The sequence below is a fragment of the Bradyrhizobium sp. cf659 genome, assembly GCF_900113725.1.
Taxonomy (GTDB): domain Bacteria; phylum Pseudomonadota; class Alphaproteobacteria; order Rhizobiales; family Xanthobacteraceae; genus Bradyrhizobium.
On the sequence record NZ_FOQJ01000004.1, the window covers coordinates 14,546 to 28,183 of the forward strand.

Consider the following 13,638-nt stretch of genomic DNA (forward strand, 5'->3'; position numbering starts at 1 on the left):
TCGGCGAGCCTCGAAGGGCGACGGCCACGGGCGGGGCCGCTCATCCTTCGAGGTTCCCCGCACGGTGCTGCACACCGAGCGGCTCGCACCTCAGGATGACGGTTCGAGAGAGTGCTGCGGCTCTACTAAAAACGAGGAAACACCCAACATGCCGCATCCGCTCGATAGCTTCTTTTCGCCCGCCAGCATCGCGCTGATCGGCGCCTCCCGCGATCACGAGAAGATCCCGGGGCGGCTCCTGTCGATGCTGCGCAAGAACGAATATCCCGGAAAGATCTATCCGGTGAACCCGAACTACGCGGAGATCGACGGGCTCGCCTGCTACAAATCGATCGCGGAGATTGGCGCAGCAATCGATCTCGCCGTCATCATCATTCCCGCCCGCGCCGTGCTGCCTGCGCTCGAGCAATGCGCCGCCGCTGGCGTCAAGAATGCGGTCATCATCTCGTCCGGGTTCGCGGAGGAGGGCGGCGACAGTGCGGCGATGCAGGATGCGATCGCGGCACTGGCCAAGCGCACCGGCATGCGGATCTCAGGCCCGAATGCCGAGGGCTTCTTCAGCCAGGTGCAGCGCGTGGCGGCGACGTTCAGTCCGGCCGTGGACGTCAAGCCGGGAGTCGTGCCGCTCGCGGCCACGAAGCGGCGGATCGGCATCGTCGCGCAGAGCGGCGGCATTGGTTTTGCCTATTATCACCGCGCCCGGGCGCTCGGTGTCGCCGTGAGCTACGTCGTCAGCGCCGGCAACGAATCCGATCTCGGCGCCGGCGAATTCCTCGACTACCTGGTGCAGGACGCCGCGACCGACGTGATCCTGCTGTTCATCGAAGGCATCCGCGACGTCGACAAGTTTCTCGCGGCGGCGCGGCGGGCGGCTGAAATGAAGAAGCCCGTCATCGTGACGAAAGTCGGCCGCTCCGGCGCAGGCCAACGCGCCGCGGCCTCGCATACCGCGAGCATGGCCGGCTGGTCGGCAGCCTATGACGCGGTGTTCGCGAGATACGGCTTCATCGTCTCCAACGATCTCGACGAAGCGCTGACGATTGCCGCGGTGCTGGCGAGCAACCCGTTGCCGAAGGGCGATCGCGTCGCCGTCGTCACCGTCTCCGGCGGCGCCGGCATCTGGGGCGCTGATGCGGTGGCGCTACGGGGCTTGCAGGTGCCGGAATTGTCCGGGCGGATCCAGGCGGAGATCAAGATGCTGATGCCGTCCTATGGCACCGCGCGCAATCCGATCGACGTCACCGCGCAGGGCGTCACGTCGGGCGGTCTCCAGAAGAGCGTCGATCTGCTCACGGCATCCGACGAGGTCGACGCGATCCTGGTCGTGCTGTCGCTGTCGGGCGAGGTGCGCAAGCCGTTCAACGAGGCCGAGCTGACGCCGGTGCTGGCGGCGCAGCACAAGCCGGTGGTGTTCTATTCCTACACGGTGCCATCCGACTTCGCGCGGCGCGAGCTTGCCAAATCCGGCGTCGTCGTGCTCTCGGGCCTGACTCATGTCGGCGTCGCGATGCGGCAGCTCGTCGACTACGCCCGTTTCGAGCTGCCGAAGCCTGCGGACGAGGTGCGGCTGCCGTCACGCGACCTCTCCGCACATCTGACCTCGCCGGTTCTGTCAGAGGCCGACAGCAAGGCGTTGCTGCGCGCCGCCGGCATCCCGTTGCCGGACGAAGTGCTGGTGAAGGACAAGGCCGGGCTCGATGAAGCGGTCGCCTGCGTCGGCTTCCCGCTGGTGATGAAGATCCAGTCGCCCGATATCGCGCACAAGAGCGAGGTCGGCGGCGTGCGCGTCAACATCGCCACGAAGGGCGAGGTGTTTCTGGCGTTCGAGGCGCTGCTGGGCAACGCGCGCAAGCACCGGCCGGAGGCCGTGATCCAGGGCGTTCTGGTCGGCCCGATGGCAAGGCAGGGCGTCGAGATCATCGTGGGAACGATGACGGACGAGACCTTTGGTCCGATGGTGATGGTGGGTCTCGGTGGGATTACCACGGAACTGTTCCGTGACGTCGCCTATCGCCCGGCGCCAGTCGGCGCGGAAGAAGCGAGCGCGATGCTGGCCGGATTGAAGGCGGCGCCGCTCTTGAACGGTTTTCGCGGAGCAGCGAAGGCGGACGTTGCGGCGCTATCGCAATTGATCGCCGACATCTCCGTGCTCGCCGCGCGGCACGCGAAGCAGATTGCGGAGATCGAGCTCAACCCGGTGCTGGTGCACGCCGAAGGGCAGGGCGTGACGATCGTGGATGCGCTGGTGGCGGGAAGGAAATAGCAGCCACAAACACAACTGTCGTCCCGGCGAAGGCCGGGACCCATAACCACAGGCAGCAGTTTGGCGAAGACTCGTGGTTACCAGCTTCGCGCCATAACCTCTCCCTGGGGTAATCGGTCCCGGCCTTCGCCGAGACGACAGGAGAGTATGAGGCGGCGGCATCAATTTCTCTCTCGTCGTCCTGGACAAGCGAGCGTTTGGCAACGCGTAGCGTTGTCCAATAGCGAGCGCTGATCCAGGACCCATTACCCCGGGGAGTGGTTTGGCGAAGACTCGTGGTTACCAGCTTCGCGCCACAACGTCTCCCTGGGGTAATGGGTCCTGGCTTTCGCCAGGACGACGGCGGAGAGCGAAGCCGCAGCGGGGCGTAACAACAATCACCGCCCCTTAAAATTCGCCGCGCGCCGTTCTTCCGTCGCCTTGACGCCTTCCTTGAAATCTTCCGTCGCGCGCAGGCGGGTCTGCTCGGCGAGCTCGTGGTTGGTCGCGGCCATGACGCGGTCGGCGAGGCTGGCGCGCATGGTCGCGCGGGTCGAGAGCAGGCCGAGCGGCGAGCACTCGGCGATCTCGCCGGCGAGCTTCATCGCGGCCGACTTCACCTGGTCCTGCGGCACCAGCTCGTTGGCGAGGCCCCATTTGACCGCTTCTTCGCCAGTGACGCGGCGGCTGGTGTAGAACATCAGCTCGGCGTTGTTCTTGCCGATCAGCTCCGGCAGCGTCACGGTCAGACCGAAGCCGGGATGGAAGCCGAGTTTTGTAAAGTTCGCGGAGAAGCGTGCTTCGGGGCAGGTGACGCGGAAATCCGCGGACACCGCGAGACCCAGGCCGCCGCCGATGGCCGCGCCCTGCACGGCGGCGACGATCGGCTTCTTGGCGCGGAAGATGCGCACGGCCTGGATGTAGAGATGGCTGATCGGGCCAAGATTGTCGGCCGGATCGCCCTTCTTCTCGGCCGCGCGCGCTTCCTGGGCCTGTCGCGCCGGGTCGCCAAAATTGGCGCCGGCGCAGAACGCCTTGCCCTGCGCCGAGAGCACCGAGGCGCGGATCTCGATGTCGCGGTCGAACTCGTCGAGCGCATCCGCGATCTGGTTGATCAGCGAGATGTCGAAGAAGTTGAGCGGAGGGCGGCGGATCTCGATGGTGCCGACATGCCCGACCTTCTCGACGCCGATATCTGTATACGTGCTCATGATGGTCCTCGATTGAATTAGTGCAAGCCAGGTCCGCGCGACTAGCGCAAGCCAAGCCCGCGGGCGATGATGCCGCGGAGCACCTCGGTGGTGCCGCCCTGGATGGTGAGTTTCGGTGCGGTCTTGATGGCGAAGTCGAGCTGCCGCTCCAGCGTCTCGCGGTTGGTCGCGGTCTCCTCGACGAAGGCTGCGAGGTCGCGCACGCGATGCGGAAGCTGCTGCTCCCAGACCGTGCCGATGTCCTTGACGATGGACGCTTCCACCACCGGCTCCTTGCCGGCTTGCAGCATGCCGGCGACGGAGACCGACATGCGCCGCATGGTGTGGAGCTGCGCCACCAGCCGGCCGATGCCTTCGGCGCTGCGCGTGTCCGGATTGGGACCGACCGCGCGGACCAGCTCGGTCAGCACGTAGTAGGTTTCCAGGAAGCGCTCGGGGCCCGAACGTTCATAGGCGAGCTCGCTCGTGGCCTGTTTCCAGGCACCATCGACCTCGCCGAGCACGTGATCGTCGGGGACGAAGAAGTCGGTGAAGACGACCTCGTTGAACTCGTACTGGCCGGTGATCTGGCCGATCGGGTTCACCTGGATGCCCGGCTGCTTCATCTTGACCAGAAACTGGGTCAGGCCGTGGCGGCGGTTTTCCTTGGTCGGCGGCGAGGTCCGGAAGATCGCGATCATGTAGTCGGCGATATGCGCCGACGAGGTCCAGATCTTGGTGCCGTTGACGAGATATCCGCCGTCGGTCTTGGTCGCGCGCGTCTTCGCCGCGAACAGGTCCGAGCCGGAGTTCGGCTCGCTCATGCCGATCGCAAAGCAGATCTCGCCGCGGCAGATCCGCGGCAGGATCTCCATCTTGATGTGTTCGGGCGCGTATTTCAGCAGCACCGGCCCGCTCTGGCGGTCGGCGACGAAGAAGCGCCGCGTCGGCGCATTGGCCACGCGCATCTCCTCGGTCACCACGTAGCGTTCGAGGAAGGAGCGCTCCTGGCCGCCGTATTTCTTCGGCCAGGTCATGCCCAGCCAGCCCTTGGCGCCGACCCGGCGGGAAAATTCCGGCGCGTCGGTGTCTTCGCGGTTGGGCTTGTGCGGATCGAAGGTGCCGGCGGCGATTTCCTCGGCGAGGAAGGCACGGACTTCCTTGCGCAATTGCTCGCATTTCTCGGGCAGGCGGATCGGATCGAAACGGAGGGCAGCGGTCATGTGTTTCGTCTCCCGATCAACGCGAAGCTACGAGCGGCCACAATTCGTCGGCGCCGCGCCTGGCCACCAGCTTGCCGAGCTCTACGGCCCAGTGGCTTTCCGAACCGAAATCGTCGCGCCAGGCCAGCGCGCGCAGTGAATAGCGGTGCAGGATGTGCTCCATGGTGAAGCCGATCGCGCCATGGACCTGATGCGCGATGGCACCGCCTTTTTCGGCGGCTTCCGCGCAGCGGATCTTTGCCGAGGCGGCCTCCAGGTAGACCTCGTCGTTGAACGACTTTGCGTTTGCAATGGCGTCGGCCGCGGACGTTGCGGCCGCGAGCGCTGCGGCGGATTCGCCGGCAAGGCGCGCTAGACTGTGCTGCACCGCCTGGAATTTCGAGATTTTCTTCTCGAAGGCGACGCGCTCGTTGGAGTAGCGCACGGAGATGTCGAGCATCGCTTCCAGCGCACCCGCGATCTGAAGGCTGCGCGCGACGCCGCCCATCAGCATCAGGGTGGTCTGGTCAAAGCCCTTCGGCGCCGGCTTGGTCGTGATTGGCTGGACCTTGTCGAGCGTGACGGTGTCGCTGTGGTCGTAGCCGACATTGAGCCCGGATTCGATCCGGCCCTTGCTCGCGTCGACCAGCGCGATCACGGCGCCGTCCTTGCCATGCGCCAGCACGGCAAAATGCTTCGCGGCCTTGGCAAATGGCACGCCGCGAGCCCGGCCGGAGAGCGCGCCGTCGGCATCGCGCGTGATGCGATCCTTCGGCGACGCCGGGACGACCGTCATCTCGCCTTCGGGCGAGGCGATCCTGGCCTGCGCCAGCAGCCAGCCCGCCAACATGGTCTCGGCGAGGGGGACCGCGACCGCGAAGCGGCCGGCGGCGTTGAGCAGCGCAAAGCCGTCGGCAAGGCTCGCGCCGGAGCCGCCGAGATCATCGGGCACCCAGGACAGCGGCAGCCCGGCCTCGCTCAGCGCCTGCCACAGCGGCGCCTGCCAGGAATCCTTCTTGTCGTTGTTGATGGTTTGCGGATCGGCGAGATCGGCGAAGATTTTTTCCGCGGTCTCGACGACGATATTGTCACTCTCCGCCACAGCGTTCCCCGTGTTTTGCCATTGGCGCGTCCCGCCAGGTCAAGCCGGCGCGCGGTCTCTTCTTGCGCCGGATGATCTGAAAAAGCCATGGCCCTGACAAGCGTTGATCGCAAGCCCATCTGCGGCGCAGGCATGGGGGCAAGAACCGGTCTGGACTAATTCCGCTTAGCGGAGTTTGCTCGATTTGCAGGGTGCGGCAAACTCGCTTAACAGGGCCAGCGACTTAAGGCTTGCATCAGATACAGGGGAAGGAAATCCGGATGGCCAAAGACAGCTTGTGCGCAATCGTGACGGGGTCGGCATCCGGGTTGGGTGCAGCGACCGCGGAAATTCTCGCACGGAGCGGGGCGCGGCTCGTCATCAACTATTCGTCGAGCCAGAAGGAAGCCGAGGCCACGGCGGAGCTCTGCCGCAAGGCCGGCGCGGCGGAAGTGCTGGTCGCGCAGGGCGACGTTTCCAAGGATGAGGATTGCCGCAAGATCGTTGCGGCAGCCAGCGGCTGGGGCCGGCTCGACGTGCTCGTCAACAATGCCGGCACCACCAAGCACGTCGCTCATGCCGATCTCGACGGATTGTCGGCGGAGGATTTCCAGCGCCTCTACGGCGTCAACACCATCGGCCCGTTCCAGATGGTGCGCGCCGCGCGCAGCCTGCTGGAAGCCGGCGCGAAGGCGTCGGAGCGGGCGTCGGCGGTGGTGAACGTGTCGTCGGTGGCGGGCATCAGCGGCGTCGGCTCGTCGATCGCCTATGCCGCGAGCAAGGGCGCGCTCAACACCATGACGCTGTCGCTGTCGCGCGCGCTGGCGCCGCTGATCCGCGTCAACACGGTATGCCCCGGCTATATCGACACGCCCTGGTTCACCAAGGGCCGCGGCGAGGCCGGCGCAAAGCAGGTGCGTGACAGCGTGGTGGCGAAGGTGCCGCTCAAGGTCGCCTCGAGCGCGGAAGACATCGCGCAGCTCGTCTGCTTCCTCGCGATGCCGGCCTCCAGCAACATGACCGGCGAGGTCGTGCGCATGGATGCGGGGATGCATTTGATTACGTGAGATCGCGCAGCACACTCAAATGTCGTCCCCGCGAAAGCGGGGACCCATAACCACAGGGAGGAGTTTGGCGCGAGACTGGTAACTCCGAGTCTTCGCCAAACTCCTCCCTGTGGTTATGGATCCCGGATCTGCGCGCGCTTGGGCGCGCTTGTCCGGGATGACACCGAGTGTGTTTAGCCTTTTATCACGCCGCTCGTCACCAGCCGGTGCCAGATGAACAGCACCACCACCGCGCCGATCGTGGCCATGATGAAACCGGCGCCCTGGTCCGGACCGTAATGGCCGATCGCCTGGCCGATGAAGGTCGCCAGAAACGCACCGGCAATGCCGAGGATGGTGGTGAGGATGAAGCCGCTCGGATTGTTCGGCCCCGGCGCGAGCCAGCGCGCGATGAGGCCGGCGATGAAGCCGACGACGATGATCCACAACAGGCCGCCCATGCTCATGACAATGCTCCCCTTCCCGAGAACGCGCAGATCGATCTTCGATTAAATTCGGCCCGAGAGCTCGTTCTCGGTCGGCAGCCGTCCGTCCGGCGTCAGGTGGTCGATCACCTGCGGCAGATATTGGCTGAGGCCGGAGAGCAGCTCCTCGCGCGACAGGCCGCTCTGGGCGGACAGGCTCTCGATCTGGTCCGCGCCGAGTGCGCTGGCGAGATCGCCGGGCTCGATCGGCTTGTTCTCGCCCTTGCCGACCCAGGAATTCGCGGCCTCGCCGTGGCCGCCCTGCTGGAGCTGATTGAGGAGATCGCCGAGCCCGCCGCTCAGCACGGTGCCGGCCGCGCCGCCTGCGAGCAGGCCGCCGAGGCCGCCTTTGAGCAGATCGCCGAGACCGCCGCCGCTCCCTCCGGGAAGCGTGGCGTTGCCAGTATTTACAGGCGTCGGAGGCGGCAGCGGTGAGCGCTGCTGCGGGGCAGGCGCCGCACCCGGCTGGCCTGCCGTCAGATGCTTGAACGCCTTCCAGGCGAGCAGGCCGAGCAGCGCCATGGTCATCGGCGACATGCCGCCGGAGGATTTCTCGGAGCTGGGTGTGCTGGGGCCGCGCGGGCCGTTCTGCATGCCGTTGAGGACGTCGAGTAGACCCATGGTGCTCTCCTTTGGCGTCTCGTTCGGCGAGTGCTCGCCGCTGACTGCCCCCGGGGCGAGAACATATGGGGCACTCATGACGGTTACAAGGCGGCTGCGACGCGATGGGCAGCTAGCCTCGCCTCTGCTATCGAAGGCCGGTCATTCAGGGAGTTGAGGTCAGGTGGTTGCGGATCGACCGATCGTGGTGGCCGGCGCCGGCGCCATCGGCTGTTTCGTCGGCGGCATGCTGGCGGCTGCCGGCCGCCGCGTCGCGCTGCTGGTGCGGCCGCGGGTGAAGACCGAGATCGAGCGGTTCGGCCTGCGGCTGACCGATTTCGACGGCTCCGAGAAGAAGCTCGGGGCCGGCCAGCTCGCGCTGTCGGAAGACCCTTCGATCTTCCATAGCGCCGGCATCGTGCTCGTGACCGTGAAGAGCGCCGACACCGCCGATGTCGCGGTGCAGATCGCGCAGCATGCGCCACAGGATGCCGTCATCGTCTCGCTTCAGAACGGCGTCGGCAATGTCGCGGTGCTGCGCGAGCGTCTCGGCGGCCGGCGCGTGCTGGCCGGCATGGTGCCTTTCAACGTGATCGCGATGGGCGAGGGCCGCTTCCACCGCTCGACCTCCGGCGACATCCATGTCGGAGAGGACGCCGGGAACACGGCCGCGACGCTCTCGGTGGCTGGCCTCACGATGCGCGCGAGCCGCGACATCACCGGCGTGCAATGGGGCAAGCTGATCATCAACCTGAACAACGCGCTCAGCGCCTTGTCGGACATGCCGCTCGCCGCGCAACTGGCAAACCGCGACTGGCGAAAATTGTTCGCCGACCAGATGGCAGAGGGGCTGGCCGCGATGAAGGCCGCCGGCCTCAATCCGGTCTCCGCGACGCCGATCCCGCTGAACTGGACGCCGGCATTGCTGAAATTGCCCGACATGATCTTCAACGCGATCCTGGGGCGGACCATGAAGATCGATCCCGAGGCGCGCTCCTCGATGTGGCAGGATCTGAAGCAGGGCCGCAAGACCGAGATCAATTATCTCCAGGGCGCGGTCATCGCGCTTGCCGAGCAGAACAATGTTACGGTGCCGCTGATGCGCCGCATTGTTGCGCTGATCAAGGAGGCTGAAGTCGCCGGCAACGGCCCGCCCGGGCTGACGCCGCAGCAGATTCGCGGGTAGCGCCTGAGCGCATGCCGCGCGACCGGAGGAGCAACGATGAGGCGTTTCTCGATGATCGGATTCGCACTGGCCGTGCTCTGCGGCGCGTCCACGCTTGCGGAAGCCCGGCCGCCGACTGTCATGAACTCCCCCGGCTATGACAGGCGGTTGCAGGAGAGCCGGTCGCAGTTGGGCAGTTCACCGGCGACGGCGCCGGCGAATACGCCCGCAGTCAGACCCAAGCACAGCAAAAAGAAGCATCCGAACTGAGAATGTGGGTGCGAATCTCCATCCAGCCCGTCATTGCGAGCGTAGCGAAGCAATCCAGAATCCCTCCGCGGAAAGACTCTGGATTGCTTCGCTGCGCTCGCAATGACGGCTGAGCCCTCAGCTCACCCCTTCTTCGCCGCCGGCTTGCTCGGCGTCGGGCTGAACAGCTTCTTCAGATCGTTCAGGCTTTCCGACAGCCGCGGCCATTCGCAGGAGAACGAGCCCTTGGTGCAGGGTGTGCCCTTCGGTCGCTGGCCGACAGTCTGCTGCACCTTCGGCCGCTCGACCGGAACGGGCACGCGCTCGACGTCGGTCCGCAGCGCGACCTGCTGGAGCTGCTGCGCCTGTCGTTCCTGCTGCTCGCGCTGCTGACGCGCGGTGGCTTGGGCCGCTTCGTTGCTGCGGCGCTGATTGGCGAGATAGGCGGTGTAGGCTTCGTCGATCTTCTTCTGCTCTTCCGGCGTCGGGTTGGGACCTGCGATGTCGAAGGAGCGGTCCTGGAGGAAATCGTAATAGGTGTAGCCGCCGCCTGCCTTGCGGCGGCCGGCGAACTTGGCATTGCAGTCGGCAAGTGCGGATGTCTTCTCGGCCTTGGTTGCGGCCTTCTCGGCTGTATCAGCGCATTCCTCGAAGTCGACGGGCGCGCGCTTCCACCATTGCGCCTGGGCATGCGTGTGCGTCAGCAGAAAAAATCCTGCTGCGGCAACGAGAAGCGCCGCACGACGCGATGCAACGACGACCGACATTCTACGAGTGCATTCCTTGCAAAACTCAACCCGAACTGAGTCGGGCCAATTTTTGCCCCTTTATCGCCGGCTTGTCACCCATGGAACCCGGGAATTTCATGGCTGCAATGCTGACATTTTTTGCTTGACGTGGCGCGGGAGTCACAGCCGCGCGGCATAGGATGCGCTTACAGTTTGATCGATCTGAATTTGGGGGAGAATCTCCGTCATGAGAGCGCTGGCCCGATTTGCCGCACTCGCCTTGGTGCTGACGTGCGGCCATGCCTTCGCGGCGGACGAAGATGCGCCCAACCGCAAGCCGGTGAAGGCGATCGGCGATGCGCGGCTCTCGGTCGGCGGCCGGGGAATGCTGCCGCTCTACCTCTCCCGCGACTGGTCGATGCCGCAGCCCGCGATCTCGCGCGCCATCATCGTGCTGCACGGACGCCTGCGCAACGCCGACGAATATTACATATCGGCCAACAACGCGCAGGCCGCGGCGGGCGACGACGGCAAGGCCGCACTGATGATCGTGCCGCAGTTTCTCGCCGAGATCGATATCGAAGCGCACAAGCTGCCGGAGGAGACGCTGCGCTGGTCGCTGGAGGGATGGGAGGGCGGCGATGCCGCGCTTGCGCCCAATCCGGTCTCCTCGTTCGAGGCACTCGATGCGATCCTCGCAAAACTCTCCGACCGGCGCATCTTCCCGAACCTGAAGCAGGTCGTGGTCGCCGGCCATTCCGGCGGCGGCCAGGTCGTGCAACGCTATGCCATCGCCGGCAAGGGCGAGGCGGCGCTGTCGCGCCAGCACATCGACGTCCGCTATGTCGTCGCCAACCCCTCGTCCTATGCCTATTTCAGCGCCGACCGGCCGGTGCCCGCAATTGCCGCATCCTGTCCGGGCTACAACAACTGGAAATACGGCATGGGCGACCGGCCGCCCTATCTCGCCGACGCCACGCCGACGGCGCTCGAGCAGCGCTATGTCGAGCGCGAGGTGATCTATCTGCTTGGCACGCTCGACACCAATCCGAAGCATTCCGCGCTGGACAAGAGCTGCATGGCGGAGGCGCAGGGGCCTTATCGTTACGCCCGCGGCCACGCCTATGCGGACGCGATGGCCAAGCGCGATCACGGCACGCCCAATCACAGGGTCTGGGATGTCGCCGGCGTCGGCCATGACGGCGACAAGATGCTGACCTCGAAATGCGGGCTCGCGGCCCTGTTCGATATTCCGGGCTGCGGCGCCGAGCGCTGACGCCGCTGCCTTGAAGCTCCGGCTCTGGCTGTTACACTTCGCACCGCGGGCGCCTCACCCCGAGGCGACGCCAAGAAGACGAAGTGGAAATGCCTGATGCTGCTGCATGGCGGACTTCTTGAGGGACAGGCTCAGCCGCTATAAGCACCCCGAGAGTTTCGAGATCGTCGGCGCCCCGCCGCGATGATTCCGGAAAAGTTCGTCGCACGCTGTTGCGCGACGAGCGCGCAGCGTGGATGAAGGAAGGGCGCGCCTTCCGGATCTGGCCGGCGAAGGCGCGGGCGCACGCCGAGTGAGAAGATTACGGAAGGATCTTGGGACATGACCATCACGATCGCAGCCAACAGCGTGCCGAAGCCGCCGGCCGATATCATCGAGGGCTTTCGAGGTGCGCCCACGTCCGTGATCTCGGACAATCTCGCCCGGCTGCCGGGCGCGGTGGGGCTCAAACCGTATCATCGCGGCGGCAAGCTGGTGGGCACGGCCTTCACGGTGCGCACCCGGCCCGGCGACAATCTCGCCATCCACCGCGCGCTCGAGCTGGTCGGTCCCGGCGACGTCATCGTGGTCGATGGCGGTGGCGACGAGACCCGCGCGCTGGTCGGCGAGATCATGAAGAACATCGCGCAGTGGCGCAAAGCCGAAGGCTACGTGATCGACGGCGCGATCCGCGACGTTGCGGCCTTCGCCGCGGACGACTTTCCCTGCTATGCCCGCGCAGTGATCCACCGCGGGCCCTACAAGAACGGCCCCGGCGAAATCAACGTGCCCGTGTCGGTCGGCGGCAGCGTGATCTCGCCCGGCGACATCGTCGTCGGCGACGAGGATGGCGTGGTGTCGTTTCCCGCCGCCGGCGCGGCTGCGCTGCTGGAAGCGGTGCGCGCCCAGGTCGCGCGCGAGGAGGAGACGCTGAAGGCGATCCGCGAGGGCCGCTATCAGGGCTCATACGGCAAAGCCTGATCGGACGAGGACGAAGGGGAGGATGGCGTGAGCCAGAAGGAAGAATTCCACAACATCGACAATCCCGACGATGGGCTGTTCCGCGAGCTCGCGGCGGGAGTGACCACGCGCATCTTCTCCGGCGAGCAGGCGATGCTGTCGGTGGTGACGCTGGCGCCGCATGCGCAGGGCACGCTGCATCATCATCCCGAGGAGCAATGGGGCGTGCTGCTCGACGGCTCCGCCATCCGCGTCCAGGGCGATGAGGAAATCCCGGTGAAGAAGGGCGACTTCTGGCGCACGCCGGGCAATGTGCCGCACACCATGCGCGCCGGCCCCGAGGGCGCCCGCGTGCTGGACATTTTCAGTCCACCACGGCCAGAATACAAAAAAGCGGGGTCGGGCTTCGGGACGACCTAAGCGCCAAAGAGCAAAAGCCGGGCGCGGAAACACAAGGGAGGGGACGATGACGATCACACGACGCGCGCTGCTGGCAGCGCCCGCAATCCTGGCGATGGCGCCCGCGGCGGCGCAGGCCGGCAAGATCACGCTGGTCGTGCCGTTCCCACCGGGCGGCTCGACCGATGCGATGGCGCGGCTGCTCCAGAGCAATTTGCAAACCAAGCTTGGCCGCATCGTCGTGGTCGAGAACAAGTCGGGCGCCGCCGGCGCGCTCGGCGCGGCGCAGGTCGCCAAGAGCCCGCCGGACGGCTCGACGTTCCTGGTCACCTTCGATTCCCACGCGGTGATCCCGTCCATCCTCGACAAGCCGCCGGTCGATGTCGAGCGCGAGCTGATGCCGGTGCTCCTGGTCGGCACCGCGCCTTACGTGATCGCGGCTGGCGCCGGCCGTCCCTACAAGAGCTTTGCCGACGTGGTCGCGGCCTGCAAGGCCACCCCCGGCGCGGTGAAATACGCCTCCGTCGGCATCGGCACGCTCGGCCATCTCGCCATGACCGTGCTCGGCAACAAGGCCGGCGTCGAGATCATGCACGTGCCCTATCGCGGCGGCGGCCCTGCGATGAACGACGTGCTCGGCGGCCATGTCGATCTGATCGCGGGATCGGCGGCGCTGGTCGCAGCCCAGCTCGGCTCCAACATGCTGCGCCCGATCCTGCAACTCGGCCGCGAGCGGCTGCCGGCGCTGCCGGACACGCAGACCGCGATCGAAGCGGGCTTTCCTGATTTCGAGACGCTGGCCTGGTGGGGCATCTTCGCGCCCGCGGGCACGCCGCCCGACATCGTCGCCGCCATGGCGACGGCGTCCAAGGAGATCCTGAGCGAGCCCGCGACCGCCGCCCAGCTCAAGGAGACGCAGCATATGACGCTGCTGCTTCAGGACGGCGCAGCGTTCAAGACCTTCTTCGACAAGCAGGTCAGCTACTGGGGCAAGGTGGTGCGCGAGAACAATATCAGGGCATGAGAGGCCTATTCC

At 66.1% G+C, this 13,638-nt stretch carries 14 protein-coding genes and 1 pseudogene; 9 read left to right on the forward strand and 6 right to left on the reverse strand.

What is annotated here, in order from left to right:
• The first annotated feature begins 148 nt into the window (after window positions 1-148).
• Complete coding sequence (locus tag BM118_RS19150; RefSeq protein WP_092187072.1) at window positions 149-2,263, forward strand: acetate--CoA ligase family protein; 2,115 nt, start codon at window positions 149-151, stop codon at window positions 2,261-2,263.
• Window positions 2,264-2,640: 377 nt separating this feature from the next.
• Here BM118_RS19150 and BM118_RS19155 read toward each other — a convergent pair whose 3' ends face one another.
• From BM118_RS19155 to BM118_RS19165, 3 genes are read right to left on the reverse strand one after another with little or no spacing between them, the layout of a single operon-like run.
• Window positions 2,641-3,453, reverse strand: a complete 813-nt coding sequence (locus BM118_RS19155; RefSeq protein ID WP_092187073.1) for an enoyl-CoA hydratase/isomerase family protein — start codon at window positions 3,451-3,453, stop codon at window positions 2,641-2,643.
• A 41-nt stretch (window positions 3,454-3,494) separates the two neighbouring features.
• Window positions 3,495-4,655 carry an acyl-CoA dehydrogenase family protein gene (locus BM118_RS19160; RefSeq protein WP_092187074.1) on the reverse strand — a complete coding sequence of 387 codons (1,161 nt, stop codon included), beginning with the start codon at window positions 4,653-4,655 and terminating at the stop codon, window positions 3,495-3,497.
• Between the two features lie 16 nt (window positions 4,656-4,671).
• Entirely contained in the window at window positions 4,672-5,736 is a 1,065-nt protein-coding gene (locus BM118_RS19165) for an acyl-CoA dehydrogenase family protein (RefSeq protein WP_092187075.1), read from the reverse strand.
• 260 nt (window positions 5,737-5,996) lie between these two features.
• On the opposite strand from BM118_RS19165, the gene BM118_RS19170 reads away from it, so the two are divergent.
• Window positions 5,997-6,782, forward strand: a complete 786-nt coding sequence (locus BM118_RS19170) for an SDR family NAD(P)-dependent oxidoreductase (RefSeq protein WP_092187076.1) — start codon at window positions 5,997-5,999, stop codon at window positions 6,780-6,782.
• A gap of 173 nt (window positions 6,783-6,955) precedes the next feature.
• Here the strand turns inward: BM118_RS19170 and BM118_RS19175 are convergent, their stop codons facing one another.
• Entirely contained in the window at window positions 6,956-7,228 is a 273-nt protein-coding gene (locus BM118_RS19175) for a GlsB/YeaQ/YmgE family stress response membrane protein (RefSeq protein WP_177234453.1), read from the reverse strand.
• Between the two features lie 42 nt (window positions 7,229-7,270).
• The gene (locus BM118_RS19180; RefSeq protein ID WP_092187077.1) at window positions 7,271-7,867 is read right to left on the reverse strand and encodes a YidB family protein; all 597 of its coding nucleotides are present in this window, start codon (window positions 7,865-7,867) and stop codon (window positions 7,271-7,273) included.
• Window positions 7,868-8,030: 163 nt separating this feature from the next.
• On the opposite strand from BM118_RS19180, the gene BM118_RS19185 reads away from it, so the two are divergent.
• Together BM118_RS19185 and BM118_RS19190 are read left to right on the forward strand one after the other, a co-directional pair.
• Window positions 8,031-9,032 carry a 2-dehydropantoate 2-reductase gene (locus BM118_RS19185; RefSeq protein ID WP_092187078.1) on the forward strand — a complete coding sequence of 334 codons (1,002 nt, stop codon included), beginning with the start codon at window positions 8,031-8,033 and terminating at the stop codon, window positions 9,030-9,032.
• A gap of 36 nt (window positions 9,033-9,068) precedes the next feature.
• Window positions 9,069-9,281 carry a hypothetical protein gene (locus BM118_RS19190; RefSeq protein ID WP_092187079.1) on the forward strand — a complete coding sequence of 71 codons (213 nt, stop codon included), beginning with the start codon at window positions 9,069-9,071 and terminating at the stop codon, window positions 9,279-9,281.
• Between the two features lie 122 nt (window positions 9,282-9,403).
• Here BM118_RS19190 and BM118_RS41500 read toward each other — a convergent pair whose 3' ends face one another.
• Window positions 9,404-10,027: a hypothetical protein gene (locus BM118_RS41500; protein ID WP_177234454.1), complete on the reverse strand. Its 624-nt coding sequence runs from the start codon at window positions 10,025-10,027 to the stop codon at window positions 9,404-9,406.
• Between the two features lie 208 nt (window positions 10,028-10,235).
• Between BM118_RS41500 and BM118_RS19200 the strand changes: the two genes are divergently transcribed.
• The 5 genes and pseudogenes from BM118_RS19200 (at window position 10,236) to BM118_RS19220 (ending at window position 13,626) form a co-directional block, all read left to right on the forward strand.
• Complete coding sequence (locus BM118_RS19200; RefSeq protein WP_177234455.1) at window positions 10,236-11,264, forward strand: alpha/beta hydrolase; 1,029 nt, start codon at window positions 10,236-10,238, stop codon at window positions 11,262-11,264.
• A 106-nt stretch (window positions 11,265-11,370) separates the two neighbouring features.
• Window positions 11,371-11,560 (forward strand): annotated as a pseudogene (locus BM118_RS42355) (AMP-binding protein); the annotation flags it as partial.
• A gap of 25 nt (window positions 11,561-11,585) precedes the next feature.
• Window positions 11,586-12,224, forward strand: coding sequence for an RraA family protein (locus tag BM118_RS19210; RefSeq protein ID WP_092187081.1), 639 nt, complete (start codon window positions 11,586-11,588; stop codon window positions 12,222-12,224).
• 27 nt (window positions 12,225-12,251) lie between these two features.
• On the forward strand, window positions 12,252-12,623 hold the full coding sequence (locus tag BM118_RS19215) for a cupin domain-containing protein (protein ID WP_092187082.1): 372 nt from the start codon (window positions 12,252-12,254) through the stop codon (window positions 12,621-12,623).
• 46 nt (window positions 12,624-12,669) lie between these two features.
• Entirely contained in the window at window positions 12,670-13,626 is a 957-nt protein-coding gene (locus BM118_RS19220) for a tripartite tricarboxylate transporter substrate-binding protein (protein ID WP_092187083.1), read from the forward strand.
• The last annotated feature ends 12 nt before the right edge of the window (window positions 13,627-13,638 follow it).